Origin of the sequence: Paenibacillus sp. Soil766 (assembly GCF_001428105.1) — a bacterium.
Lineage (GTDB): Bacteria > Bacillota > Bacilli > Paenibacillales > NBRC-103111 > Paenibacillus_E.
This window is the reverse complement of record NZ_LMSJ01000026.1, coordinates 90,230-115,987: the sequence shown is the minus strand read 5'-3', so window position 1 is coordinate 115,987 and position 25,758 is coordinate 90,230. Positions and strand designations below refer to the sequence as shown.

The following is a 25,758-nucleotide window of genomic DNA, read 5'->3' as shown; positions in this document are numbered from 1 at the left end:
GGCTATTTGTCTCCAGATAAGTTTGAATCACAGTTTTACAAACAACAGAAACTGATTTCTTAGCTTTTTTTGTGTCCACTCTATTGACTCAGATACATAATGCCACGTTCCACTCGCTCGATCACGCGAATAAGGCCCGAAAAGGGCCTTATTCAGTGGCACTTCCACAGCGACGAGCTAGTTTTGTAGCGCAAATCACACAAAGGGCATACACGATAAAGAAAAAATGGGAGGCACTCTACACATGGGATTCGTTTCAGTTCTGAGTTATGTACACCAGCTAATCGGACAACGCGTTGGGGCTGGTGATACCGTTATTGATGCCACGCTCGGCACAGGCGTGGACGCTTTGTACATGGCGAAGCTCGTAGGAGCCCGCGGCAGCGTCTACGGCTTCGATATCCAGCAGGCCGCGCTGGATCAAACCCAGCAGCGTCTGGCGAAGGAGCTGCCAGACGCCCAAGTGCACATGAGCTTATGCAGTCATGCGCTCATGGAAGCGGCGGTGCCGCAAGACCGCCACGGCAAGGTCGCCGCGGTCACCTTCAATCTCGGCTACCTGCCGGGAGCCGATACCGCCATAATCACCGAGCAGGCATCGACGATCCCTGCTCTTGAAGCTGCCCTCCGCCTGCTGCGCAAAGGCGGAATCGTCACCATCGTGCTGTACAGCGGGCACGATGGCGGATCTGAAGAAGCCGCAGCGGTAGAGCGCTGGGCAGAGAGCTTGCCGCTCGCAGCGTTTCAAGTGCTGCGTTATCAATTTGCCAATCGCAGCGCCTCCGCGCCGTATCTCTTGGCTCTAGAAAAAAGATAGCCGCATGATATAATGCTAGAGTGGTATAAAAGACAGATTGATAGAATAGACTAGGGGAAAGTAGGGATTGTTTTGAAATCATACCCGCTACAATTTCAACCTGAAATGAAGGAACGTGTTTGGGGAGGCAGAACCCTCGAACGATTCGGCTTTGAGCTGCCGGAAGGCGCGATCGGTGAAGGCTGGATGATCGGCGATCATCCGAACGGAACGACGAAAGTCATCAACGGCGAATTAGCTGGCTTAGGTCTGGATGAAATTCGTGAGAAATACGGCAAAACATTGTTCGGCACCAAAGGATTTTCCGAGAAAAACGGCCGTTTTCCACTATTAATTAAATTGCTAGATTGTGAAGACGATCTATCTGTTCAGGTTCATCCTAACGATCACTATGAGAACCTTGCTGCTGGTGAACTTGGCAAAACAGAAATGTGGTATATTCTCGATGCGAAGCCAGGCGCCAAAATTATATATGGCATGAAAGAAGGCGTAACACAGGAAAGCCTTGCAGAAGCCATTGCGGAGAACCGCATTATGGACTGCTTGCAGGAAGTTCCTGTCGAAGCTGGAGATTCCTTCTACATACCTGCTGGTACAGTCCATGCGCTTGGCGCTGGTGTACTGGTAGCAGAAATTCAACAAAACTCGGATACTACGTACCGTTTGTATGATTACAACCGTCCAGGTTTGGACGGGAAAATGCGTGAATTGCACATCGAGGATTCCCTCAATGTGATCGCGTACGAAGGTTCAGGCTCCACACGCATGAAAACAGATTTAGCCGAAGCAGGCACATGGTTGACGCTCGCGTCATCTCCTTTTTTCACAGTGGAAAAAGGGCTTGTAGGTCCGAGATGGGAGCTTACCACAACGCCTGATAGCTTCGTTATCCTTGTTATCGCGGACGGCAATGGGACACTGCAATGGGCTGATGGCCAAATCGCGACGAAGCCAGGCGACTGCTTCTTGCTTCCTGCCGATTTGGGCAGCTACTCCCTTGAGGGCAGCATGACGGTGATTCGTAGTTATTTGCCTTAGTAGGATATTATTATCTACAAATGAAAAAAGCTCTCTGATAGCCCCCGCGATTAACGGGTACTGTCAGAGAGCTTTTATTTATCGGTGTTAGTGTTCTTCCGTAAGAGAGCTTTCTTTCAGGATCACATCATGTGCTCCGCCTTCAACTAGGCTAGTTGCGGAAACTAGTGCAATTCTTGCATTTTGTTTCAGCTCGTCCAGCGTCAAGGAACCACAGTTGCACATTGTTGATTTAATTTTACCCAGCGTCTTGTCCAAGTTCTCTTGCAGACTTCCCGCGTAAGGAACGTAGGAATCCACGCCTTCTTCGAACAGAAGTTTACTCTTGCCGCCAGTGTCATAACGCTGCCAGTTACGGGCACGATTGGAACCTTCGCCCCAATATTCTTTCACGAAATTGTTACCGACTTTCAGCTTACGAGTTGGACTCTCATCAAACCGAGCGAAGTATCTGCCCAGCATAACGAAGTCAGCACCCATCGCCAAAGCAAGGGTCACGTGGTAGTCGTGTACGATACCACCATCGGAACAGATCGGAATATAGATACCTGTTTCTCTGAAGTACTCGTCTCTCGCTTCAACAACCTCCATCACAGAGGAAGCTTGGCCGCGGCCAATCCCTTTTTGTTCCCGTGTAATACAGATGGAACCGCCGCCGATCCCCACTTTAATAAAGTCAGCACCTGACTCTACCAAATAGCGGAAACCTTCACGATCAACAACGTTACCAGCACCGATTTTCACATCAAAATTCTGCTTCACATACTGAACCGTCTCATGCTGCCATTCACTGTAACCATCAGAGGAATCGATCACCAGAATGTCTACGCCAGCTTCAACAAGCGCAGGTACTCTCTCCGTATAATCCTTCGTGTTGATACCAGCGCCAACAATATAGCTCTTATTCTTATCTAGAAGCTCCATCGGGTTCTCTTTGTGCTCATCATAATCCTTGCGGAAAACAAGCGTGTCCAGTTTCCCGTTATCATCTACAACTGGCAAGCAGTTCAACTTATGATCCCAGATAAGATTGTTCGCTTCAGACAAAGTGATCCCTGATTTACCGTAAATTAATTTCTCAAAGGGTGTCATGAACTCCGAAATCTTACGATCTTGCGAATCACGACTCTTGCGGTAATCACGACCTGTTACGATTCCCAGCAATTTTCCGTTCGCTGTGCCATCATCGGTGATTGCAACGGTTGAGTGCCCTGTCTCTTCTTTCAAAGCTAGCACATCACTAAGCGACTGATCAGGTTTCAAGTTGGAGCGGCTCACGACGAAACCAGCCTTGTACCCTTTTACCTTACGCACCATCTGTGCTTGCTCTTCAATCGACTGGGAGCCGAAAATAAACGAAATCCCGCCACTACGCGCCAATGCAATAGCCATTCCATCATCGGATACGGCTTGCATGACAGCAGAAGAAAACGGGATATTCAGTGAGATTGCAGGCTCCTCACCTTTATTAAACTTGACTAGCGGAGTCTTCAGCTTTACATTCGCCGGTGTACATGCCTTCGTCGTCAGGTTAGGAATCAACAAAAACTCACTAAACGTACGCGATGGTTCCATATAATACGTAGCCACTTTACAACTTCCTCCTAATATAGGGATCTTTGAGTGTAGCTCAAAGTCTCTCCTTTGATTGATCCATAGGTAAATTTTTATAATCTTATCACTGAACCTTGCCTGTGGTCAATGGATTTTTTAGGGAAATGTTCAGTAGGCCACGAATCGGCGTTATTTCGTCCAAATTTGGGGTTCAGAACCCTTACTCGAATATTCTATATACGACGGAGAAATGTCCATCACGACATAGTTAGGATCATGCGGTCCGTCAAACCATTGCTTCATATCATCGCTCCACAGCTTCTCGCGAAGGGCATTGTCCGAAGAGATCGTGGCTGTGGCTTGGATTTGCAAAATGTTCGGCGTAGACTTACCGTCATATCCCACAAGAATGTGTACATGGGGATTTTCTTGGAGTTCCTCTACTTTATCTGTTTTCTTACTCGTCGTTAAATAAATCTCCAAGCCATCGTGAAACAAAGCCATATAACGCACCTTCGGCTTATTGCCGTCAATCGTCGCAAAGGAGCACACCTGATTGGCGTTCAGTACCTGGATGATTTGTTCTTCAAGCTGTGAGTTTGTCGTTTCGATCATAGCTAGCTCTCCTCTCTCGTTTCAATCTGCTTTAACTACCCTAGATTACCCAGATTAGCGCGTGTTCAATCGTTCGAATGAAAAAATCCCCCTCACAGGTGGTGTGAGAGGGATTCAAGGTTAGATCGTTGCCAGCTGCTGCAGCGGCATCGTGTAGTAGGACGCCGGCTTCTGTGCGTCCGGCGGGAAGTGGACGACAAGCAGCTCCTTGCTGCTTTCGTCGAGGTGTCCGCTTTGCAGATATGTCTGCAAAGCGAACGGTAAGACCTCAAGCATGGCATGCTTGTGGAGGTCTTTTTCGCCTATGCGGAGACTCTGGAAGTCTCCGCTGACGAGCTCAGGCTGCTCAGCCAGCAGCTTGAGGTACGCATTCTGTTCGGACTTCTCCAAGGTGAAGTCCCACCAGATTTTGCGCGGCTTATATTTATGGCCGAGGAAGTAGTCGAGCTTCATCAAGCCTTCGATGATGTGCATGTTGAACGTTCCGCGATGCAGCAGGAACTCGCGCAAGCGAGTGAACAAATCCTCGAGCTGGTGCCCGATCTTCTGCCAACCGCGTTCTTCCCAGAAGTCGCCGAACTCTTGGAAGAAATCGAACGCCGACGCGAACTCGTTCGCGATTAGGTGCTTCACCGTGTGATCCATGCGATGAGCGTTCCAATATTTTTCGAGCACATCCTCTACGCGCTTAATGCGAATTAAATCCGTGAACGGCAGGATGTCGTTGCCGAGAATTTCATAAGGGGCGTGGTCCATATAAATATAGCCAAATTTATGAGCATCCTTACGCATCCCTGTGCCGCGCAGCATTTTGAGGAAGCCGAGTTGAAGTTCTTCCGGTCCTAACTCGAATACGTCGTTAAACGTCTTACGGAACGAGTTGTAATCCTCTTCTGGCAATCCAGCGATGAGATCCAGATGTTGATCGATTTTGAGACTATTTTTCACCTTAGACACGGTGCGGCTCAGCTTGAAGAAATTCTGTCTGCGCTGCACGAGGTCATTCGTCGTGTCGTTCGTCGATTGCACACCGATTTCGAAACGGAACGTGCCCGGAGGGGCATTTTCAGCTAGATAGTCTAGAACCTCTGGCCGCATAATATCCGCCGTAATCTCGAATTGGAACACGGTACCGCGGTGATTTCGGATGAGGAATTCGAAGATTTCCATCGCATAGTCACGCTTAATATTAAACGTACGATCCACGAATTTGATCAGCTTCGCACCAGAGTCAATGAGGTACAGCAGATCCGCCTTCGTTCGCTCCATGTCAAAATACCGCACACCTACCTCAATACTCGACAGGCAGAATTGACAAGAAAACGGACAGCCGCGGCTCGTCTCAAAGTAGACTACACGATTCGCAAGGCTTGGAAGATCTTCCTGGAAGCGATGCGGCGATGGGATATCATCCAGCTTGAGCTTCGGTCTGCCCGGCATAAGCACGACTTCCTGCTCTTTGCGGTAGGCAAGACCATATACGAAGTGGTATTTACGCGTTGTTGAAATCTCCGTCAGCAGCTGGTGAAACGTTTCTTCCCCTTCGCCCATGACGATGAAATCAACCTCAGGAATACGCTCCATCCAGTAGTCCGTATCATAAGAAACCTCGGGTCCACCAAGGACGATGAGAATTTCGGGTCTGATTTTTTTGATCATTTTGATAATGTGAATCGTCTCTTCGATGTTCCATATGTAACAGGAGAAGCCTAGCACGTCCGGCGCCTTCTGATAAATATCAGAGACAACATTCATGACAGGGTCTTTGATCGTATATTCGGATATTTCAACATCAAAATCCTTCTCGCAGAACGCTTTCAAATAGCGCAAAGCCAAGGAGGTATGAATGAATTTGGCATTCAGTGTGGATACAAGTACTTTCATATGAAAAAAACCTCGTTCTATTCTTGGGTTATCGTGCCTTCTAATTCTACACGAAAACGGAAGAAATACAAAGGTAAGCCATCCCAAACGGGACGACTTTAGCAGCGTTTATGCAAATAACAAACCGTTAAAGAACCATGTCATCGTCCAAATGGGGAACTTCATAGGGAAATTGCAGGTAGGAGGCTTCTTCAATCGCATTTTTCCAGCGTTCGGCGTGGGCATGGAGCTGCTGCTCAACTTCTTGGATTCTCTGACTGATTTCACCAGCCGATTCTGCCGGTTCACGTTGCAGCGCTTGCTGTAGGGTGGTGCGTTCTTCAAACCATTGCGTTAATTGGTATAAAAGCATAGGGAACCGCCTCTCACACGTAGGATATGTATCTGCTAGTGTTCCCTGATTTGCGGGGGTGTATTCCGGAGGCTCGTTCGCAAAGATAGCGTTATGAAACCATCTTATTTGCTCGTCTGGTAGCGAAATCGGAAGAATAGCGTTATGACAGACCCTTATTTGGAATTGGATGTGACCGCATTTTGGTAGGAGGAGACAACCGACAGTCTCGAACTGGGAGGCTAGGCTGCTACGGAAGTTGGAAAAACCCCAGCGTCACCTAAGACGCTGGGGTTCTCGGACATATCTACTTCAACAAAGCCCCGTCCTTCTCAAGGACGGCTTGCAGCTCGGCGACATTAATCTCCGCTGGAAGCACGCTGTGTTTGACAGCGAGACCTGCTGCGGAGCCTGCGGCTTGGCCCGTAGCCATGCAGCTTGGCGTGAGGCGCGTGGTCGCCAAAGCTTCATGCGTGGTTGAGATGCAGCGGCCTGCGGTGAGCAGGTTTTCAATTTTTTGCGGCAGCAGGCAGCGATAAGGGATATCATAGGCGCCATCACCTTTCACCCATGCTGCGGTTACGCCTTTACCGGACGGATCGTGAATGTCGATCGGATACCCACTGCGTGCGATAACGTCATCAAAATGACGACCCTGCACGACATCCTCCACTTGCAGCGCATACTGACCATCGATCCGGCGTGTTTCACGGATACCAATTTGTGCGCCGACGTTGGAGATAGAGGCTTTTTCGAAGCCTGGCAGGTTATTTCGCATAAACTCAGCTACCATCAGCACTTGCTTGCGGCCAAGCTCCTCGGCCTCTGTCAAATCCTCCACATCGGTGCCATCCAGTCCTTGTACACGCGTAGTATTGACCAGCACTTCGTCGTCTTCCGGACCTGTGAAGAACAGAACTTGATCTCGATTGATTGGAAGATTGGCTTCCTTCCAGTGTTTGAAATAGCCTAGCACTCCAGACAGAGGGAGATCAGCGAGCTCGGAGAAAGGCGTCTTTTTATAAAACTCATCTGGATGGTCAATCATGTATTGTTTCACGGCAGGAAGATTCACACCGCGCATTCTGAATTTCATCGTCATTGGCTGTGTTGCTTTATCCCCATCACGCCCTTTTAAGCACGGCGCACCAGACAGATACGCAAGATCAGCGTCACCAGTTGTATCAATAAACACTTTGCCACTTACATCAATTCTGCCGGATTTGGACGTCAACTGTACAGATTGAATGCGATTGTCCACTGTCTCCACATGATCGACAAAGCTATGGAAAAGCAGCTTAACGCCGGCTTCTTTGAGCATATCGACGGCAAGAACTTTATATATTTCAGGGTGGTAAGGTGTGATCGTATTCACGAAACCAACCGTATCCCGAAGATGTCCCGGGGATGCATTCATCGCCTTGAGGCGGTCAATAATTTCTTGCGCGAGCCCAGCAATGACTTGTTTGCCATCCGTTGTATGAAACGTCATCCAAGGATACACCAACGCAGCCGTCGACATGCCGCCAATAAAGCCGTATTTCTCTATCAAAACGGTTTTGGCCCCGCTTCTCCCTGCTGCAATCGCCGCATTGACACCAGCGGGTCCTCCCCCTACTACAACCACATCTGCTTCTATTTGTTTGATCATCTGACTTCGCTCCCTTAGGTTCATTGTTGTTATGTCACTTACATCAGTTCCGTGCTGCTCTCTTCCTTAGTGTAGTTTAAAAATAACCTTCTTTTTAGTTTAAATTTAGTTTAAAATTAGAGATACAGAAGGTAGCAGAAAAGGAGCATCTCAGACGTATGCGCAAACGAATTACGCTCCACGATTTGGCCGCACAACTCGGCCTAACGATTCAAACGGTATCCAAAGCGCTGCGCGGACTGCCTGGTATGTCAGAGCAGACACGAAGTGAAGTTTTCAAGCTCGCGCGCGAGCTTGGCTATATGACCAAAGATCAAAAGCAAAACCTACAGCAGGATCTCATTTCGCCATATCCGGTAGTGCAGCGAAGGTTCATGCTTGTTCAGAACAAGCAGTCTTTAAATTTCAATCGATTGCTGCTGCAAGGTTTGCATGAACGCTTCATGGAGTTTGGTCATACGGTTCAGCCAGTAATGATCCCATCGAAACTGAAGCCGTCACAATTTGACGACTGGGCGGAGAATCAAGGGCTGTTGTATGCCGAGGGTGTGTTTATTGCGCCACGGATGAATTTCGATTTATTAGAACAAAAATTATTGGAGCTGCAGCTCCCGCGCATTCTGCTGAATTTTCCGCCGCCGGAGTCCAAGGTCGATAGTGTCATTTGGGATGTGTACGAAGCAGTTTATCAAGCGGTTCGGAGACTCGTGCGCCTCGGACATCGGAACATCCTGTATGTGGGCGATACCAAAGATCAGCGTGGTTTCGTTATCCGATGGCAGGCTTTTGCAGAAGCGATGAAGGAGGCTGGCGTGGCGGTCGATCCTAGTGAGCACGCGATCGAGCGAGATGGCTCGGAGGGGTGGCTGCAGGATTTTGAGAGAAAGTATCAGCTGCGACAACCGACGGCTGTGATCTGCGGCATTGATGAGGAGGCTCCGCCTGTGTATCACACACTCCGCCGATTAGGGGTGAATGTGCCGCAGCAATGCTCGCTGGTGGCGCTGCTCAATGAGCAAATCGACACACTGCCGCTCTGTTCTCGGCCGCAGCTGCCGATTCGAGAGGCCGGTTATCGCGCAGCAGATCGCATGCTATGGCGGATTGCGAATCCGCATTTACCTTATGAGCATGTGCGGCTGCAAGGGGATTTTTTTACAGGGAGTACGATTCAGAAGTTGCAGGTATAAATGTTAACGGTCTATCATTTCATTTGCTTTTATGAACGTGGTATATTGGAGTTCGAATGTTCTGACCGGAAGGTAAGCCATCGTAATCGTTATAGGAGGTATTCCATGTATGCAAAAAAAACAAGGTTCACGTCCAAAATCCAATTCTAGCCATAGACCCAAAATGGGTACGCATAAAGCACACACCCAGTCACTACAAGCAGGTGCAGTTAAAAGTGGTCAAGAGTCGAGCACTCGCCAGTATACAGTGAAGGAATCTGTAGAGCTTCTGCCTTTTTTGTTAGAAAAGCTATCAAGCCTAGGCCGGAATGCAGTCAAAGCTATCCTCGCTCGTGGGCAAGTCGCAGTGAATGGCAAAGCGGTAACGGCTTATAACTACCCCTTGCAACCTGAAATGACGGTTACGATCAACAAGGATAAAGTCGTGGAGGATATCCCCCTAGCAGGCATGACGATTATGCACGAAGATAACGATGTTATTGTCATTCAAAAGGATGCTGGCCTTCTATCCATTGCAACGGATACGCAGGAAAATCAAATTACGGCCTATCGCCAGCTTACGGCGCATGTGCGGAATCATGATCCGAAGGCGCGGATTTTTGTCGTTCATCGCTTGGATCGAGACACATCCGGTGTGATGATGTTTGCTAAGAACGAGCAAGCCCAGCAGCACCTGCAAAACACATGGCAGGAAAGCGTCAAAGAGCGGACGTACGTAGCGCTAGTGGAAGGCATGGTACGCAAGCCGGAGGGAACGATTACTTCCTGGCTCAAGGAACACGCGAAATCGCTCAAAATGTTCTCCACACCGTACCCGAACGACGGACAGCATGCGGTCACGCATTACAAAACGCTGCAAGCGAACAAGAGTTTTTCCCTGCTTGAGGTGAATTTGGAGACCGGACGTAAAAACCAGATTCGTGTTCATATGCAGGATATCGGACACCCCGTTGCTGGGGATAAAAAGTATGGCTCCAAATCGAAGGAGATCAATCGATTGGGTCTGCATGCACGTGTGCTTGCCTTTGTGCACCCGACGACAGGTAAGTTAATGCGCTTCGAGACGCATATTCCGAAGGTGTTTTTGAACCCTTTTAAAGAGCCTGGTGTGAAGAAGTAAACGTGTGAAAGATTGGAAGTAACGAGATAGAGCGAGTAAACGGTAGGGGTTCGTATGCCCTGCTGGGAGTAAAGTGACAGAAGGAGTAAACAAATGAAAATTGTTGTGCTTGATGGATACACGCTAAATCCCGGTGATTTGGATTGGAGCGGCTTCGAGGCTTTGGGTGAGCTCATTGTCCATGAACGGACGACTGAGCGTGAAATCGCCCAACGTGCAGCAGATGCTGACATGGTGTTGACGAACAAAACGCCGCTCTCCGCACAAACGCTGGAGCAGTTGCCTAAGCTGAGATATATAGGTGTTTTGGCGACTGGCTACAATATTGTGGATATCCAAGCGGCGAAGGCTAAGGGAATTATTGTTACGAATGTGCCGGCGTATAGCACGTTTTCGGTGGCTCAGTTGGTTTTTGCATTGGTATTGGAATTCTGCCATAGCGTGCAACGCCATAGTGACAGTGTGCTTCAAGGTGATTGGGCTGGGTCGGTCGATTTCAGCTATAGCAGATCCCCCCTTGTGGAGTTAAGCGGCCAAACCATGGGCCTGATCGGGCTTGGCCAGATCGGCAAACAAACGGCGCTCATTGCACTAGCGATGGGAATGAAGGTCATTGCCACTAACAGCGGACGAAGCGTGCCACAGCCCGTGGATGGCATTGAATGGGTATCTCTTGAGGAACTGCTGCAACGAGCAGATGTGGTTAGTCTGCACTGTCCGCTGACCCCAGCTACGAATGAGCTGATCAATGCCGAGCGGATCGCTATGATGAAACCCTCAGCTATTCTAATTAATTCAGCTCGAGGCGGATTGCTTAACGAAGCGGATGTGGCTCAGGCACTGAATGAAGGCCGCCTCGCTGGTGCGGGGCTTGATGTACTGACGGTTGAACCGCCAAAGCCAGATAATCCCTTGTTGCATGCAAAGAATGTGATTATTACACCGCATATCGCTTGGGCAACGAAGGAAGCAAGAGCTAGGTTGATGGGTATTGCGAGCACTAATGCGCGGAGTTTTGTAGAAGGTCATCCGGTGAATGTGATCGGGTAGAGCCAACTCGAGAATTGGTGAATTCTATAGCGTTCAAATCTCTTTCCCAAGCCGCTGTAGTGATGGTTATCATCACAATGGCAGGGAAGCTTGGGTATGATAAATAAAAAGATCACAAAAAAAGGCTGTCTTTCCAAGTAGGTTTCACTACGGGAAAGACAGCCTTTGTGTATTTCAATGCTATTTCAATAAAGCCGCATAATCCATCTGCGGCACAAGACCTGTCTCGGCTGCGCGTTGGAGCAAGGTCAACACAGCGCCATATCCGCTCTCACCAAGATCAGCGGTGAACTCGTTGACGTACAGGTCGATGTGCTGCTGCGCTACCTGCGGGTCCATCTCCTGCGCATGCTCCATGACGTAGTCACGCGAAGCTTCCGGATGCGCCCACGCGTATTCCACGGAGGCCCGAGCCCAGCCCGCGAGCGCCTCCACATCCATGGTGCGCCGAGCAATGATGGCGCCCAGTGGGATTGGCAGCCCGGTGTCAGACTCCCACCAGCTGCCCAAATCTGTTAGAAGCGCTAACCCGTACGACTGGTAGGTGAACCGCGCTTCATGAATGACAAGGCCGGCATCGATGAGGCCGTCCCGCACGGCGGGCATGATCTCGTGAAACGGCATGACCACGATTTCGCCAACGCCGCCAGGCACGTTCTGTTCTGCCCATAGGCGGAACAGTAAGTACGCCGTCGAGCGCTCGCTTGGCACGGCTACTCGGCGGCCGCTGAGGGCAGCCGGGTCAGCCGCTCCTTCGCTTGGCTGCATCAGCACAAGCGGGCCGCAGCCCCTGCCCAAGGCGCCGCCGCAGGGCAGCAGGGCGTAATCCTGCAGCACCCACGGGAGTGCTGCGTAGGAGATCTTGAGCACGTCGGGGCCAGTGCCTTCGGCGGCCAGACGGTTCGTTATATCGATGTCCGCGTAGAGGACATCGAGCTCTGGTGCGCCTGGGATTAAGCCATGCGCCCAGGCATGGAAAACAAAGGTATCGTTTGGACATGGTGAGAACGCTATTTTCATTGTTTAAAGCACCTCCGCTAAGACTGAACCTGCTGCTTCTAAAGCCTTCAAGGCATCACCGATCCGCCAAGCGTCTCGGTTTCGCGGCCCGACCGCGTTGGAGATCGCGCGGATCTCCAACACAGGCACCCCGCGCTGCTGCGCAGCTGTCGCAATGCCGAAGCCTTCCATGGCTTCGGCGGCAGCGCCAGGCACACGCGCTGCCAGCGCAGCGGCGGTTGCCGCTGTTCCGGTGGCTGTCGCCACCGTCAGCACCGGCGCCGCTTGCGCCTGCAGGCCGGCGGCTAGCAGCGCCGCCGTCACGCGCTGGGCCAGTTCGGCATTTGCGCTGATGCGCGTTGAGCCGAAGCCCAGCTCATCCAAGCTGCTGAAGCCATCCAGCAGCTCAACCCCAAGATCAGCGGCGATGATTTCGCTCGCAACAACAAGCGAGCCAATGTCCGCTTGACCCACGAAGCCGCCTGCAATACCGGCGATAATCAGAAGGTCGTAATCAGTCTTGGCAAGCTCAAGGGCACCGTTCACTGCCGCTGCAGCAAGCCCCACACCAGCTAACGCATATTCAAATCTGCTATCCTGACCAAGACCGCGCGCAATGGCATCTCGTTCAGGAGCGACTGCTGACATAACAAGTATTCGCATCGTTTTTCCCCTTTAAGCTTTGACTTCTATACTTGTATTTTACATGACCCCTGTCCAGAAGGAAACTTTCACACTTGACACCTTAATCTAATTTAATTATCATCTAATTAGATTGATATCTAATTAGATTCTTAGGAGTTGTTCTTGTATGCAATTGGATAAAATCCTCACCTATCACAAAGCAATGTCGGATGCTACGCGTATTCGTATGCTTATTTTGTTAGCGGACGGCGAATCTAATGGGCAAACTCTCGCTGAGAAACTGAGCCTAGCTCCCGCGACCGTTACCCACCATGCTTCAAAACTTCGCGAAGCCAACTTGATTCATGAGCGTCGTGACAAAAATACGATTTATTTCACCTTAAACGACGCCTTCATTCGCAGCTACGGTCAGGCGACGGCTGACCTGATTTTCAAAAATAAAAAGGAGGCTCCCTCATCCATGGAAACGGACGACAAAAATTCAAATCTACAGAAGTCTGTTTTACGGAACTTCTTCACGCTCGATGGTAAGCTCAAACATATTCCAGCCCAGCTCAAGAAAAAACTGATTGTCCTCGAGCATCTAGTTACTGAACTTGAAAAAGGCCGCTCCTACACCGAAAAAGAGCTTAACCTCTACCTCAAAAACTATCATCCTGATTTCGCTACCTTACGCCGAGAGTTGATTATGCATCAGTTTATGTTTCGGGAAAGTGACGTTTACGAGATGAACCCAAGGGAAATGTGGGCGAAGTGGGAAACTTTATCGTAATTCGTGGCACCTAGCAAGCCCCAACAACCATTTCTTATACTCCGTTGGTGTAACTCCGAGACATCTCTTAAATTCCTTGGAAAAGTGCGCATAATCATGAAAGCCGAACTGGCTCATACAGCTCGGGATATCCATCGTCGGATTGAAGAATATCTGGAGCCGAGCTAGGTTGAAACGGGACACGGCATTTAATCGCTTGGGAGTCATCCCTGCGAGCTCTGAACAAATCCGTTCAAAATGCCTTTGCGAGTATCCACTCTCGGCAACGCTGATGGGAACATCCTGCTCCATCGGTGTTCGATATAGTTTGGACAAGATATTAATCATCGCGTCATGCTTGGTCTCTGGTTGAAAGTGGCGATAGAGATAAGCCGTCAGCAAAGCGATACCCTCGTCCAAATCTGCCTCTTCCAGCTGCGGAACTAGTTCAGCAAGTTCATGTTCGGGGAATACTTCCCCGAGCGGAAGAAATTTATCGATCAAGTCACGATGATCCATCTCTTTGAAGGCGCGCAATCCCCATGGCAGCAATCGCACACCGAATAATCGAATGGGACCCTCTGCGGTAAGTGGCTGGTAGCGTGAAAGCGCACCGATAAAAAACGCCCTAGGCATCACTTGCCTGCCAGCTGTAAAATCAGCTCCATAATGAAAGACCAGCTCCTGGCAGCCATCTGGCCACAGGGTTTCCCACTCTTCCGCCGCGCTATAATCCCGCTCCAAATACCAGTAACATTTAATATATCGCTGCAACGTTTCATCCGGCTGACGTTCCTCGTAACGCATGCGTCTCTTTGCCTCCTTTCTCCAACATCACTTTCATATTTGCCAAACCCCTCTGCGCTCTGCAACTTTGGGTACTCTCCCCCTACCAGTCCCACAAAATGGACACGTTGCCCAATTATTTATTCCGCATTCGGGTCATTCATCCATACACCCTCTAGTCAGATGACATATAGTAATTTTGTGAAGGGAGGGATTGACATGAGTTGTGGTTGCGGTACAGGATCTAGCACTGCTGTAGTCCTCGTTCTATACGTCCTCTTGGTTATCGTTCTTAGTACTTTCGGGTTTGGCTGGTAATATATAGCATCATCAGCGGCTGGGACGGTGGTTTCCGTTCCGGCCGCTTACTTTTTCTGAACCTTTTAGCTATAATTAAAATGAAAAGCTATGAATTACATCTATTCCTTTTCAGGACGGAGACGAGGTATTGTGTCTAAACCGATTTTGACCATTGTGGTCCCTTGTTATAACGAAGAAGCAGTCCTCCCCGAAACTGTTTTTCAGCTCAGTGAGGTGTTAGATTCTCTCATTACAGATCAATTGGTTGCCCAGGGTAGTACGGTATTGTTTGTAGATGATGGCAGTAAAGATGCGACCTGGTCGCTCATTGAGCGTTTCCACCTCTCCAATCCATTCATTACGGGGCTTAAACTGGCCAAAAACGCCGGGCATCAAAGCGCCTTACTCGCAGGGCTTCTGAAAGCGAAAGCGTATTCCGACTGTGTCGTTTCTATCGATGCGGATCTTCAGGACGATACATCTGTTATTCGTGAATTTCTCGTTAAATTCCATGAAGGCTACGATATTGTCTATGGCATTCGTCAAGATCGCTCCGCTGACACTTTGTTCAAGCGAGCTACAGCGCAAGGTTTTTATAAACTTATGACATCGTTAGGTGTGAAAATTCATTACAATCATGCGGATTTCCGCTTAATGAGCAAGCGTACGCTCGATAATTTGGAGAAATTTCAAGAGGTTAACTTATTCCTCCGCGGCTTAGTCCCTCTGCTAGGATTTCCCTCTACACAGGTGTATTATGACCGGAAAGAACGATTTGCCGGTGAATCCAAGTATCCCCTGCGCAAAATGCTCGCTTTTGCCTTCGATGGCATTACCTCATTCAGCGTAACCCCCATTCGTTTCGTCACCGTGATGGGCTTTCTGCTCTTCGCGCTTAGTGTAGTTGCTGCTATTTATGCGATTGCAGGCAAATTTCTAGGCGCGAATGTAACGGGATGGACCTCTCTTATTCTCTCCGTGTGGTTCATTGGCGGTGTGCAGCTCCTTGCGATTGGTTTGATCGGGGAATACATAGGTAAAATTTATAAAGAAGTGAAGCAGCGCCCGCTTTTTGTTATTGAAAAGGAATTAACGGTGCATGCTCAGGATCAGAAAACCATCACTTCGCAGGTGAACCAACCTGCCTCTGCAAGGCGGTAATGGAATGACCACCACTTCACTCAAAACCTTGTTAACAGGCAGCTTTGCGCGTTTCTTACTCGTTGGTGTGTTAAATACACTGGTGGGCTTATCCGCTAGTTTTGCTCTTTATAACCTATTCGATCTGAATTATTGGATATCGACCTTTGGCGGAAATACGATCGGCGCGGTGGTCAGTTATCTGCTTAACCGTACGTTTACTTTTCGCTCGAATGCCAGTATCGGCAGCAGTTGGTGGAAATTCGGTCTAGTCATTCTAGTCTGCTACGGTTTATCCTATGGAATCAGCTGGCTGCTTGCCGAAGCGATTAGTTCCTATCTGCCAAATGCCCGTACAAGCTGGCTGCATAACGGTGCCATACTGGTAGGGAATGGCTTGTACACGATTGGCAATTATGTCGGGCATAAATATTTCACCTTCCGTACTCATGATTCGAAAAGAGGCAGGGCATCCTAACACCTAAGAGGTGATAGACGATGTCACGAAGAAGAAGAAACCGGGCTATGGTGCCCGGATCCGAACATGGCTTAGGGCTTCTCAAAGCCCAAGTTATGCAAAATCAAGGGTATGCTGTTAATCCACAGCGTCCTGATCTTGTCAAATACGAGGTTGCTCGTACACTCGGTGTCCCCTTGCAGCAAGGTTATAATGGGCACCTCAGCTCTGAAGATGCCGGCAGAGTCGGCGGTCCAATCGGCGGCGCAATGGTGCGAGAGCTCGTACGCATGGCACAGCAGCAGATGGCGAATCAGCAGCCTCCAGGGAAGTAAGCATATCCTGCATTTAGATGTCAGCCATAATCCGGCGAAACTGCACATAAACTAGTAGCAAGCTGCTTGCAGCTCTACTTTTAATGGTGAAGTCAGGTGATGATGGCAGATGAATCCTCCAGGCAATCGTTCGTCAAAACCCGATTGGAAGGGACTGTCGGCGCAAGCTGGCGATGTGCTAGGCCCTGAATTCTGGCAGGACATTGCCAGTATTATTCCACTAACCGGACCCCGAGTTGATATGTATGAAACGCCGCAGGAGCTCGTCGTGGTCGCTGAAGTGCCAGGGCTTGCGTCCCCTGAGAACATCCAGCTCTCCTTCCGCGACCAATCTCTCTTAATCCGAGGGATGCTCGTTCGTCCTTATCAGGTCAGTGATGAGCAAATGCGGCTGTCTGAGCGCTATTTCGGCACGTTTGAGCGAGCCATCCGCTTGCCTGGCAGGGCTTTGACCGATGGGATGCGTGCGCAGTATCATAATGGTTTGCTTATCATTCGGATTCCGCTAGCTCCACCCGATGGCGAGAAGGTTATCCCCATACAGTTTACTTGAGACAACGGTTGCAGAAAGATTGCCGACTTCCTGACAGGAAGGAGCCACGGTGATCTTTTTTGTTTTGCAAAAAAAGAAATGATTCTGCGTTTGTCCCCATATACATGGGAAGGAGACGCTAAAATTGAAGATTTGGAGGGAATGACGATGGTTCGGATCCAATTTCAGTCCATTCATATCGATGACATAACTGAAAATTCCAGCGTGAACAAAGGCAGTAATCGGATCAGCGGCAGAAGAAATTCTATCAAGACGAATCAAGGGCTCGGGGCAATTACTGGTGAGCGTAATGCGGTGTTGGGCGGAAAACATACGGTCTTGGATAATGATACGTTTGATGTTAAACCGAATACACGAAAGAGTTGACCTAACCTATGTGGTTTCATAAAAAAAAAGCGCCGCAGCCTCCAACTAGGCCCTCTACCGCCACTCCCAAACCTTCGATGAGAAACGAGGCTATGCCGTCATCCGTACACGCGCAAACCGTCCATTTATTGGAACAGCGGCTGCGAAGACTAGAGGAACAGTTAGCCGACCTCTCTGCCAAGCATCCGCGCATTCATATCGATAACCTTCACGTTCATCAGCCTGTTCTCGAAAACTTAACATTTCGACTCGATCAGCTCGATATTAAGGAGCTTAGCGGTTCGTTGAATTTGGGCAACAATTTCGGCGCTAAGCCGAATGGTAAAACGCAGGATGAGGTCGTGGATAAGGCTTTCCAGCGCTCACAGGTAACCAAAGAACCGCGACAGGAGCAAGCATCAGACGGTCTCTCAAATTCGTCGCCAAAGCAAGATGGTTCCCATCCTGAGCGAACCTCAACCGGCTACCGCTATACGCCGCCACAATCGTCATAAGCATAAAAGATGAGGTGATTAACTGTGTCATCGTTCATGTCTCCAACCTTTATCATCGGTTCGATCCGGATTGGATCCGTGGAAAGTGCATCCTGCATCAATATGGGAAATAATTGGCCAACTGATTTTCAAAGCAATCAAAAAACGGTTCAAGGCTTTGGCGCCGTTGAAGGCGATCATAACCAATTGGTCGGTACCCGTTCGATGCTGAACGATTCCGATTTCCTCGACATGCTCAATGTCGGCGATAACGATACGCCAGAGTGGCTGCAAGAGATGATAACCGTGCAAGCGCAAGCGTCTGGCTTGTCTGGTTTCACCACCACAACTGCCTCTCCGCCCCCAACAGATACAACGACGAAAGCTCCGCAAACGGCCGAGTAAGGCTGCCCACGGAGCTTTATTATTTCAAACACGGCCAATGATCAAATCTCCCTTGGTATACGGCGCATCAATGATATCATTATCGTACACGGTGTTTATATTGTTCCACACCACATTATGTTCACCACTCACTTCACCAAGGCCACTATTGCTTTTACCGCTCGTTGACCAATTCACCTGTGCATTCGTACCAATGAATATGCCAGAAGCATCGGCAATCGAATTGACATGAATCGCATCAAATTGTATCAATGGTGGGTCTAACGGTCCGGGTAGATTCAGCATTGCTTACAACCACCCTTCATTTAAACTTGATTCGTTAAGGCTGGTTTAAAGTCCTGATCATTAATTGGGGCATCAATAAAGTCATTATCAAAGATGGTATTGACGAAGTTGCAGGCGATCGAATTCCCGATGAATTCACCGGTACCATAATTGTTTTTGCTATGGGAATCCCAGCTGGATTGTGCATTCTCACCAATCCCGATCGTTGCATTCGTATTCTGGTTATTAATATTGATCATGTTAAACACGATGGAACTCGGCATGCTGCTCACTCCCTGTCCGCGATTGGTTCTAGGGCTACTCCCTCCTATAAGGGAACCTTCCTGCCGTAAACCTGTATCTTAGCCTATTCAGTGAGCAGTGAAATGGTGCGATCTTTCGTTATATGGTTTTCCAAATGAGAAAAGACTCCCCCCTTAAGGAAAGAGTCTTCGAGCACGATGATCAGAACCAGAGTCCTGGACCACCGAAGCCACCACCAAAGCCACCGCCAAAGCCACCGCCAAAGCCACCACCGAAGCCACCGCCAAAGCCAGGGCCAAAGCCAGGACCAAAGCCACCGCCATAACCACCAAATGCATAAGGTGCTGTGCCAATCGCTAAAAGGTCAAATAAAACCAATGGAATAATCGCTTTTATTTGCACTTTTTTTCCATTTTGTGGAGCAACCATCAACGTGTTACCGCTGATTCTCACCAATTTGCCAGTTACATGTGTACCATCTTTCTTAACAGCCACAATTTCTTTCCCGATCAGTTTACGCACTTCTTCTTTACGAATTCTGGATGCCACGAACGTCCACCTCCTTCACGTGAGCAGAGATACATTGCTCTACAGTGTATGGCTTATGGGGTAACATCGCATGGATAACTGTCCACTTTTGAACAAAAATACGCTCATGTCTCTACACTAAGCTTGGTCAATGCCTTTTTCGCAGGCCCTTCAATGACATCACCTCGAAAAGAATATCTGGAACCGTGACATGGACAGTCCCATGTACGCTCCGCATCATTCCAATCAACTTCACACCCCAAATGGGTACAAGTCGTATCAACGATATGCAGTTCTCCATTCGGTTCTCTATACGCACCAGCTCGCTTCCCCTTCACGCTAACGACAGAACCTTCATCCGGCGATAGCTCATCGGGTTGCTTATGCAGCAACTCAAACTTGCCCGCAACAAACTCTTTCGCGACATTGGCATTCTGCATGATAAATGTTTTGATGCTAGGATCGGCATGGAAACGATGCGGTGTGAATACTTCTTCGTAGGGGCTCTTCTCCCCTAGAATGATCTTCGTATTCAGCAGCGCTGCTACCATGCTGGTCGTCATTCCCCATTTGCGAAAGCCAGTCGCCATGAGGAGGTGAGGAGCATCGGCAAATTGCTGTCCGATATAGGGCATTTTATCTAGTGTGAATATATCTTGAGCCGACCAACGATACAAAATCTCCTGAAGTCCGAATATGTCCTCGCCGAACTTCTGAAGATTTTCATAATACTGATGCGTACATAAGCCTTGCCCAGTCTTATGACCCTCGCCGCCGATAAGAACCGCAGGTTCCCCATTGATGGTGACAGCACGTAGAGAGCGACTTGGTTGCTCCACGTTGATGTACATCCCTCCTGGATAAGCTTTCTCCGTGCGCGCTGCAATGACATACGACTTCTCCGCATGTAGACGAGTGAAATAAGCGCCTTTGATATCGTTGAACGGGTAGTGAGAAGCTGTGACCACATGATTACAAGTGATGAGATGCCCTTGCTTTGTTGTAACAATCGATGGCTGCTCATGGGTCGCACCGACGACGGTTGTTCCTTCATAAATTTGACCTCCTAGCTGGATGATCTCCTGGAGGAGTCTGACCAGATAAGGCACAGGATTGAACCTAGCTTGCCCTTTTAGTCGGATGGCTCCTTTCGTCGCGAAAGGCAGAGGCGTTGATTCCAGATAATCGCCACCAATTTGCATCTGCCCATAGGCCATGTATTCGTCCTGTAGTTGGTTTAAATAAGCATCATCACTCGTGTATAGATATGCGTCTTCTTCCGTAAGCTGACATTCGATGCCTAGCTCAGTAATCGTCTGCTTGATGAGCAACAGCGCTTCTTGATTGGCTTCATAATAAAGCCGGGTCTTCTCCTCTCCAAAATGGGAAAGAAACTCATGATAAATAAGTCCATGCTGTGTTGTAATTTTGGCTGTCGTGTGTCCTGTCGTTCCTTCTAGGATTGGACCCGCATTCAGAACAATAACCTTAACCCCTTGCTTAGCCAGTAAATACGCTGTCGTGATCCCAGTAATACCTGCGCCAATGACGACCACATCGGTCTTCAAGTCGGCAGTCAGCGGGGGAAACTGTGGGCGCTTGTCTACAGAATCGAGCCAGAATGACCGGGGGAATTGCGGTAAAGCGGCAGTGGAAGCCTCTCCATGTTGCGTCAATATTAAGCTCTCCTTATGTTCCAATTTCTACCTATTTTGTCCTCGGAGGGGCGATTGTATGTATGAGAGGGAGATTGCATTGCAATAGAACGTACGTTCCACTATGATAAAGGTATTAACGGTATCGAATTGCGAGATTACTACGTAAGTTAGGAGTGAGAAAATGTCAGAGAAAGTTAGTGGGTCACAGGTTAGCATCGTTCCTTGGTCTGAATTGAATCTTGAGCTTCTGCGGCTTATCAATACTCCTGAGATGATGGAACATCTGGGGGGCCCGGAAACAGAGGAGCAGCTGGCAACTCGACACAAACGGTATCTGGACATCAGCGGAAAAGGTAAGGGACACATGTTTAGCATATTACTGCTGCCTAATCGTGAAGTCGTCGGTAGTATTGGATACTGGGACAGCTATTGGCAAGGGGAAAATGTTTACGAAGTCGGTTGGAGTGTGCTGCCAGACTTTCAAGGGCGAGGTCTAGCTAGTAGGGCCTTACAGGCAACTATTTCCCATGCAAGCTCCGAGGCCAAATTTCGATGGATGCATGCATTCCCCTCAATTCACAATCCAGCATCGAATGCTGTGTGCCGCAAGCTTAACTTTATGCAGATGAGCGAGTGTGAATTCGAGTACCCTCCAGGACATTTCATGCAATGTAACGATTGGCGGCTGGAGCTTGATCGCGTTCAATAAGGGGGTATTTCCTTTGAGATGGACCATGTCCTATGTTGGCGTTTGTGCTTCATTAGGCAGTCTTCTGCTCTGTTGTTGGTTCCTTTTTGGGAATCCATATTCAGAAACAGCGGCTAGTAGGGATACTGTGCTAATTCTTCTCGTCATGCTAGCTGCACCTGCTGTGCTAGGTTTAATTGGATCCTTTACAAGTCGTAGAAAGCTGATGTATGCTGCCTTTGTTTGGTCACTCCCCTACGGACTCTATGTTTCGGTCGCTTCTATTCCTAGTATTTGGAATTTATTTGGCTTGATGCTTATTTTCTATCTAATCTCAGCCTTACAAATGAGAAAATGAGAGAACTACACTAATACTGAACAGCTTCAACCGGAACTCTTTTGGGACGGGCAAAAGAGGATGCACGAAAGGTATCGAAGTACGAGTTGGGTGATAGTTGATGGTAGTTGCATACTTGCTAGCGTCGACTCCACGCTGAACGCAGCAAATAAGCCGCCATTCCAACTTGTGGTCAGAACAGCGGCTTTCTTATCGGTGCTTATTCGTTCACTAGGCTTTGCGAATTTTCCCAAGTTCGGTTGTAATCGCATCAATTTCGCTAATGCTGAAACGATCCTTGCTCGAGACCATATCATACAGATCCTTCAAATCCTCGTACATTTCTTCTTTCACGTTGGAGGCTTTAATAGATCCTCCTGTTGCCATGCGCAGCTTTCTTGTTATACCTTCAAACATAAATTCAACATTCGCTTCCGACCATATACTCAAATCCATCATAATCATCCTTCCATCGCTGTCTTTTCATCATTTTAAAGCACATACAGGGTAATGTAAAATACAGTTTGTCTCATTATGCAAAAAAGAAGCAAAGACTGATCGTCTCGCTTCCTTATTTCTTCTATATCACGATTGATTTAAGTGCATTAGGCCCAACCATTTTGACTAGCGGACGTTGCAATTCAGCTGAATCGACATCCAGACTAACACAGATAAGGCGAATATGCTCGTCAGCCAATTTACGTGCATCCTCGTAAGATAGCTTAAACTGAATACAATAGGAGATAAAGCCATGCAAAGACATAAACAAATTCCAAGGAAGTGTAAACTTCCGACTCTCAGCACCTGGCTGATCTACCATAACTTCACGAATCACAATGGCAAACATGTCCAAGCACTGCGCCTGTTCGGTGCGTGAGTACTGCTGTAGTTCTGGCTCGCTAATCATAAACATCATTTCGTAGTGATTCGGATTACTTAAACCAAACCAGACGAATTCCATCATTAACTTTTGAAGCAAATTCACGCTAAAACCGTGCTCACGAAGAATCATTTCCCGCTGACGCTGCAGCAGTAAGGCAAAATCGTCTTTAATTAGTGCATAAAATAATTCAGCTTTCTCATTAAAATGGTAATATAACGCACCATGACTGTACCCCATTGCTTTAGCAATGCTTCGCATCGTTAAAGCGCGATAGCCGAAAGTAGCGAATAATTCCCGCGCCTCTGTAAGAATTCGTTCTCTGCTAAGCTCTTGCGCGACTGCTTTCCTAGCCATTCCTATCCCTCCGCATCCTCAGCTCATATGAAATTTGTTGGGTCTTCTGGGAGCCTGCCTATTCGGGCAAGCTCTCGTGAACGATGTATTCGTTCTCACCCGCGACGATCAAGCTTTGACCTTGTGTAACATCAGTTGCCCAATTCATGAATGCTTCCGCTTCAGCCGCCAAAGGATAACAAGGAACGGTTACCTTGTCCGTAAACACTATATCCCCTAGCAACATCCGTTGATTTCTCAGTTCGTTTTCCAGTTTGCCATACCATGTATAATCGACTTCAATCAGCACGAGCTGATGATTTACTTTATAAATCGGTTTTCCTGCTTCTATGCCTGCCACAGCCCCATCCGTATAAGCGCGAATAAGACCTCCAGCACCTAACATGATGCCACCAAAATAACGAGTAACTACGACAACGGTATTCTTGAGCCCTTGATGCTTCATCACTTCCAGAATCGGCTTCCCCGCTGTACCGCTGGGTTCTCCATCATCGGATTGCTTCTGGATTTGATCCCGCTCACCAATGATATACGCACTGCAATTATGCGTCGCCGCTCTGTGTTCTTTCTTGATCGCTTCAATAAACTGGATTGCTTCTTCTTCTGACTCCACGGGTTTAGCATGACCGATAAAACGTGACTTCTTGATGATAATCTCAGACGAACCATAGGAATGGATTGTGCGATAATGTGCTAGCATAGCCAACCTTTCTCGGTAGAAGGAAACAACTGTTTCACTATATTCTACACACAACGTAGTACTTCGACAATATAGAAAGAAAATTTACCACATAAATAATGGAAAAAAAGGTGCAAAAAAACGACCTATCCGATAGGATTGATCGTTTTTCGTTTTCAAGATCAATTATTGCTGCAAACGAGCTTCAAGTTCCGCCTTTTCTTTCTCATAGCCAGGCTTGCCTAAGAGGGCAAACATGTTCTTTTTGTACGCTTCAACACCTGGTTGATCGAACGGATTCACACCCATCAAGTAACCGCTGATGCCGCAAGCTTTTTCAAAGAAGTAGACCATGTATCCGAAAGTGTAAGGCGTCATATCCGGCAACGTTACGATCAGGTTCGGCACTTGACCGTCTGTGTGAGCAAGCATCGTACCTTCGAAAGCTTTCTTGTTCACGAAGTCCATCGTTTTGCCGCTAAGGAAATTCAGACCATCCAGATCATCTGCATCTGTACCGATCGTGATATGATCAGCCACTTGGTCAACTTGGATAACCGTTTCGAACAATATGCGATTACCATCTTGAACGAACTGCCCCATGGAGTGAAGATCTGTTGAGAAGTCAACGGAAGCAGGATAAATCCCTTTGTAGTCCTTCCCTTCGCTCTCCCCGAACAATTGCTTCCACCACTCCGAAACGAAGTGCAAGGATGGCTCGTAGTTTACAAGGATTTCGATTGTTTTCCCTTTGCGATAAAGGGAGTTACGAACAGCTGCATATTGGTAGGCTTGGTTTTCGCTAAGTTTCGGATTAGAGAACTCTTGCTGTGCATCCCCCGCACCTTTCATGATCGCTTCAACGTCAATGCCAGCTGTTGCAATTGGAAGCAAACCAACCGCTGTCAGCACGGAGTAACGTCCGCCAACATCATCCGGAATAACGAAAGTTTCGTAGCCTTCTGCTGTTGCTAACGTTTTGAGCGCGCCTTTCTCTTGATCCGTTGTTGCGTAGATACGTTTGCGTGCCGCTTCTTTACCGTATTTCTTCTCCAACAATTCACGGAAAATACGGAAAGCAATCGCTGGCTCCGTTGTCGTACCGGATTTGGAAATCACGTTCACAGAGAAATCCTTGCCTTCAAGCAATTGAAGCAAGTGTGTGACATATGTCGAAGAGATGTTATTTCCTACGAAATAAATCTCAGGTGTTTTACGTTTATCTTTTGGCAAAATATTATAAAAAGAATGAGACAACATTTCTAGTGCAGCACGTGCGCCTAGATAGGAGCCACCAATACCGATCACGACAAGCACGTCGGAATCCGATTGAATCTGCTTCGCTGATGCTTGAATGCGGGCAAACTCTTCACGATTGTAGTTCTCAGGAAGGTCCACCCACCCTAGATAATCAGAGCCTGCACCTGTTTTGTTATGAAGCTGGTCATGAGCTAGCTCCACTTGAGCAGACAAATAATCAACCTCATGCTGGGATAAAAAGGATAATGCCTTACTGTAATCAAATTGCAATTTTTTACTCAATAGGTTCGCCTCCATCTCTATTTTTTACCTTTTCCTAGCATACTTATTTGCTTGTCTAAAAGCAAGCGAGAAAGGAATTCACAGGTATTAATTCCCATGCT

The 25,758-nt window shown here is 48.2% G+C and carries 31 protein-coding genes; 15 read left to right on the top strand and 16 right to left on the bottom strand.

The features are described 5' to 3' along the window. The first annotated feature begins 244 nt into the window (after window positions 1-244). Window positions 245-817: a class I SAM-dependent methyltransferase gene (locus ASG89_RS21070; RefSeq protein WP_057313042.1), complete on the top strand. Its 573-nt coding sequence runs from the start codon at window positions 245-247 to the stop codon at window positions 815-817. A 72-nt stretch (window positions 818-889) separates the two neighbouring features. Further along, entirely contained in the window at window positions 890-1,855 is a 966-nt protein-coding gene (locus ASG89_RS21065) for a type I phosphomannose isomerase catalytic subunit (protein ID WP_057313041.1), read from the top strand. A gap of 87 nt (window positions 1,856-1,942) precedes the next feature. On the opposite strand, the gene ASG89_RS21060 is transcribed toward ASG89_RS21065, so the two are convergent. The 5 genes from ASG89_RS21060 to ASG89_RS21040 form a co-directional block, all read right to left on the bottom strand. After that, on the bottom strand, window positions 1,943-3,445 hold the full coding sequence (locus ASG89_RS21060) for an IMP dehydrogenase (RefSeq protein WP_057313040.1): 1,503 nt from the start codon (window positions 3,443-3,445) through the stop codon (window positions 1,943-1,945). Between the two features lie 153 nt (window positions 3,446-3,598). Continuing rightward, window positions 3,599-4,024, bottom strand: a complete 426-nt coding sequence (locus tag ASG89_RS21055) for a pyridoxamine 5'-phosphate oxidase family protein (protein WP_057313039.1) — start codon at window positions 4,022-4,024, stop codon at window positions 3,599-3,601. Between the two features lie 120 nt (window positions 4,025-4,144). Continuing rightward, entirely contained in the window at window positions 4,145-5,908 is a 1,764-nt protein-coding gene (locus ASG89_RS21050) for a B12-binding domain-containing radical SAM protein (protein WP_057313038.1), read from the bottom strand. 127 nt (window positions 5,909-6,035) lie between these two features. Then, the gene (locus ASG89_RS21045) at window positions 6,036-6,260 is read right to left on the bottom strand and encodes a hypothetical protein (RefSeq protein ID WP_057313037.1); all 225 of its coding nucleotides are present in this window, start codon (window positions 6,258-6,260) and stop codon (window positions 6,036-6,038) included. A 286-nt stretch (window positions 6,261-6,546) separates the two neighbouring features. Further along, window positions 6,547-7,890: an FAD-dependent oxidoreductase gene (locus ASG89_RS21040; protein ID WP_057313036.1), complete on the bottom strand. Its 1,344-nt coding sequence runs from the start codon at window positions 7,888-7,890 to the stop codon at window positions 6,547-6,549. A gap of 158 nt (window positions 7,891-8,048) precedes the next feature. Between ASG89_RS21040 and ASG89_RS21035 the strand changes: the two genes are divergently transcribed. The 3 genes from ASG89_RS21035 (at window position 8,049) to ASG89_RS21025 (ending at window position 11,250) form a co-directional block, all read left to right on the top strand. Next, window positions 8,049-9,080, top strand: coding sequence for a LacI family DNA-binding transcriptional regulator (locus tag ASG89_RS21035; protein WP_057313035.1), 1,032 nt, complete (start codon window positions 8,049-8,051; stop codon window positions 9,078-9,080). A gap of 109 nt (window positions 9,081-9,189) precedes the next feature. Then, entirely contained in the window at window positions 9,190-10,200 is a 1,011-nt protein-coding gene (locus ASG89_RS21030; RefSeq protein ID WP_057313034.1) for an RluA family pseudouridine synthase, read from the top strand. 93 nt (window positions 10,201-10,293) lie between these two features. Beyond that, complete coding sequence (locus ASG89_RS21025) at window positions 10,294-11,250, top strand: D-2-hydroxyacid dehydrogenase (protein ID WP_057313033.1); 957 nt, start codon at window positions 10,294-10,296, stop codon at window positions 11,248-11,250. Between the two features lie 180 nt (window positions 11,251-11,430). Here ASG89_RS21025 and ASG89_RS21020 read toward each other — a convergent pair whose 3' ends face one another. Together ASG89_RS21020 and ASG89_RS21015 are read right to left on the bottom strand one after the other, a co-directional pair. After that, window positions 11,431-12,270, bottom strand: a complete 840-nt coding sequence (locus ASG89_RS21020) for a 1,4-dihydroxy-6-naphthoate synthase (RefSeq protein WP_057313032.1) — start codon at window positions 12,268-12,270, stop codon at window positions 11,431-11,433. A 3-nt stretch (window positions 12,271-12,273) separates the two neighbouring features. Further along, window positions 12,274-12,912, bottom strand: coding sequence for a futalosine hydrolase (locus tag ASG89_RS21015; protein WP_057313031.1), 639 nt, complete (start codon window positions 12,910-12,912; stop codon window positions 12,274-12,276). A 148-nt stretch (window positions 12,913-13,060) separates the two neighbouring features. Between ASG89_RS21015 and ASG89_RS21010 the strand changes: the two genes are divergently transcribed. Further along, complete coding sequence (locus ASG89_RS21010; RefSeq protein ID WP_057313030.1) at window positions 13,061-13,666, top strand: metalloregulator ArsR/SmtB family transcription factor; 606 nt, start codon at window positions 13,061-13,063, stop codon at window positions 13,664-13,666. On the opposite strand, the gene ASG89_RS21005 is transcribed toward ASG89_RS21010, so the two are convergent. After that, a complete protein-coding gene (locus ASG89_RS21005; RefSeq protein ID WP_057313029.1) occupies window positions 13,658-14,452 on the bottom strand; it encodes a helix-turn-helix domain-containing protein in 795 nt (264 codons plus the stop codon). The genes ASG89_RS21010 and ASG89_RS21005 overlap by 9 nt on opposite strands. Window positions 14,453-14,881: 429 nt before the next feature. Here ASG89_RS21005 and ASG89_RS21000 point away from each other — a divergent pair, with 429 nt between their 5' ends. From ASG89_RS21000 to ASG89_RS20970, 7 genes are all read left to right on the top strand, one after another. After that, window positions 14,882-15,892 carry a glycosyltransferase family 2 protein gene (locus tag ASG89_RS21000; RefSeq protein ID WP_082593482.1) on the top strand — a complete coding sequence of 337 codons (1,011 nt, stop codon included), beginning with the start codon at window positions 14,882-14,884 and terminating at the stop codon, window positions 15,890-15,892. A gap of 4 nt (window positions 15,893-15,896) precedes the next feature. Beyond that, window positions 15,897-16,349, top strand: a complete 453-nt coding sequence (locus ASG89_RS20995) for a GtrA family protein (protein ID WP_057313027.1) — start codon at window positions 15,897-15,899, stop codon at window positions 16,347-16,349. 20 nt (window positions 16,350-16,369) lie between these two features. Further along, on the top strand, window positions 16,370-16,663 hold the full coding sequence (locus ASG89_RS20990) for an alpha/beta-type small acid-soluble spore protein (protein ID WP_057313026.1): 294 nt from the start codon (window positions 16,370-16,372) through the stop codon (window positions 16,661-16,663). Between the two features lie 109 nt (window positions 16,664-16,772). Beyond that, window positions 16,773-17,216 (top strand): Hsp20/alpha crystallin family protein, encoded by a 444-nt coding sequence (locus ASG89_RS20985; protein WP_057313025.1) that lies wholly within the window; start codon window positions 16,773-16,775, stop codon window positions 17,214-17,216. 141 nt (window positions 17,217-17,357) lie between these two features. Then, window positions 17,358-17,582, top strand: a complete 225-nt coding sequence (locus tag ASG89_RS20980; protein WP_235549858.1) for a hypothetical protein — start codon at window positions 17,358-17,360, stop codon at window positions 17,580-17,582. Window positions 17,583-17,674: 92 nt separating this feature from the next. After that, window positions 17,675-18,076, top strand: coding sequence for a hypothetical protein (locus tag ASG89_RS20975; RefSeq protein WP_057313023.1), 402 nt, complete (start codon window positions 17,675-17,677; stop codon window positions 18,074-18,076). A gap of 36 nt (window positions 18,077-18,112) precedes the next feature. Next, window positions 18,113-18,460 carry a hypothetical protein gene (locus tag ASG89_RS20970; protein WP_157276746.1) on the top strand — a complete coding sequence of 116 codons (348 nt, stop codon included), beginning with the start codon at window positions 18,113-18,115 and terminating at the stop codon, window positions 18,458-18,460. A gap of 24 nt (window positions 18,461-18,484) precedes the next feature. On the opposite strand, the gene ASG89_RS20965 is transcribed toward ASG89_RS20970, so the two are convergent. The 4 genes from ASG89_RS20965 to ASG89_RS20950 form a co-directional block, all read right to left on the bottom strand. Then, window positions 18,485-18,745 carry a hypothetical protein gene (locus ASG89_RS20965; protein WP_057313022.1) on the bottom strand — a complete coding sequence of 87 codons (261 nt, stop codon included), beginning with the start codon at window positions 18,743-18,745 and terminating at the stop codon, window positions 18,485-18,487. A gap of 20 nt (window positions 18,746-18,765) precedes the next feature. Continuing rightward, window positions 18,766-19,008, bottom strand: coding sequence for a spore germination protein (locus ASG89_RS20960; protein ID WP_057313021.1), 243 nt, complete (start codon window positions 19,006-19,008; stop codon window positions 18,766-18,768). A gap of 181 nt (window positions 19,009-19,189) precedes the next feature. Continuing rightward, the gene (locus tag ASG89_RS20955) at window positions 19,190-19,537 is read right to left on the bottom strand and encodes a hypothetical protein (protein WP_057313020.1); all 348 of its coding nucleotides are present in this window, start codon (window positions 19,535-19,537) and stop codon (window positions 19,190-19,192) included. 104 nt (window positions 19,538-19,641) lie between these two features. Further along, complete coding sequence (locus tag ASG89_RS20950) at window positions 19,642-21,192, bottom strand: FAD-dependent oxidoreductase (RefSeq protein WP_057313019.1); 1,551 nt, start codon at window positions 21,190-21,192, stop codon at window positions 19,642-19,644. Between the two features lie 163 nt (window positions 21,193-21,355). Here ASG89_RS20950 and ASG89_RS20945 point away from each other — a divergent pair, with 163 nt between their 5' ends. Next, the gene (locus tag ASG89_RS20945) at window positions 21,356-21,883 is read left to right on the top strand and encodes a GNAT family N-acetyltransferase (RefSeq protein ID WP_057313018.1); all 528 of its coding nucleotides are present in this window, start codon (window positions 21,356-21,358) and stop codon (window positions 21,881-21,883) included. A gap of 13 nt (window positions 21,884-21,896) precedes the next feature. Continuing rightward, window positions 21,897-22,220 (top strand): hypothetical protein, encoded by a 324-nt coding sequence (locus ASG89_RS20940; RefSeq protein WP_057313017.1) that lies wholly within the window; start codon window positions 21,897-21,899, stop codon window positions 22,218-22,220. 210 nt (window positions 22,221-22,430) lie between these two features. Here the strand turns inward: ASG89_RS20940 and ASG89_RS20935 are convergent, their stop codons facing one another. From ASG89_RS20935 to ASG89_RS20920, 4 genes are all read right to left on the bottom strand, one after another. Then, a complete protein-coding gene (locus ASG89_RS20935) occupies window positions 22,431-22,655 on the bottom strand; it encodes a DUF1128 domain-containing protein (protein ID WP_057313052.1) in 225 nt (74 codons plus the stop codon). A 124-nt stretch (window positions 22,656-22,779) separates the two neighbouring features. Then, on the bottom strand, window positions 22,780-23,436 hold the full coding sequence (locus ASG89_RS20930) for a TetR/AcrR family transcriptional regulator (RefSeq protein WP_057313016.1): 657 nt from the start codon (window positions 23,434-23,436) through the stop codon (window positions 22,780-22,782). Between the two features lie 58 nt (window positions 23,437-23,494). Next, on the bottom strand, window positions 23,495-24,136 hold the full coding sequence (locus ASG89_RS20925) for a YigZ family protein (protein ID WP_057313015.1): 642 nt from the start codon (window positions 24,134-24,136) through the stop codon (window positions 23,495-23,497). Between the two features lie 165 nt (window positions 24,137-24,301). Then, a complete protein-coding gene (locus ASG89_RS20920; protein ID WP_057313014.1) occupies window positions 24,302-25,657 on the bottom strand; it encodes a glucose-6-phosphate isomerase in 1,356 nt (451 codons plus the stop codon). Window positions 25,658-25,758 lie beyond the last annotated feature (101 nt).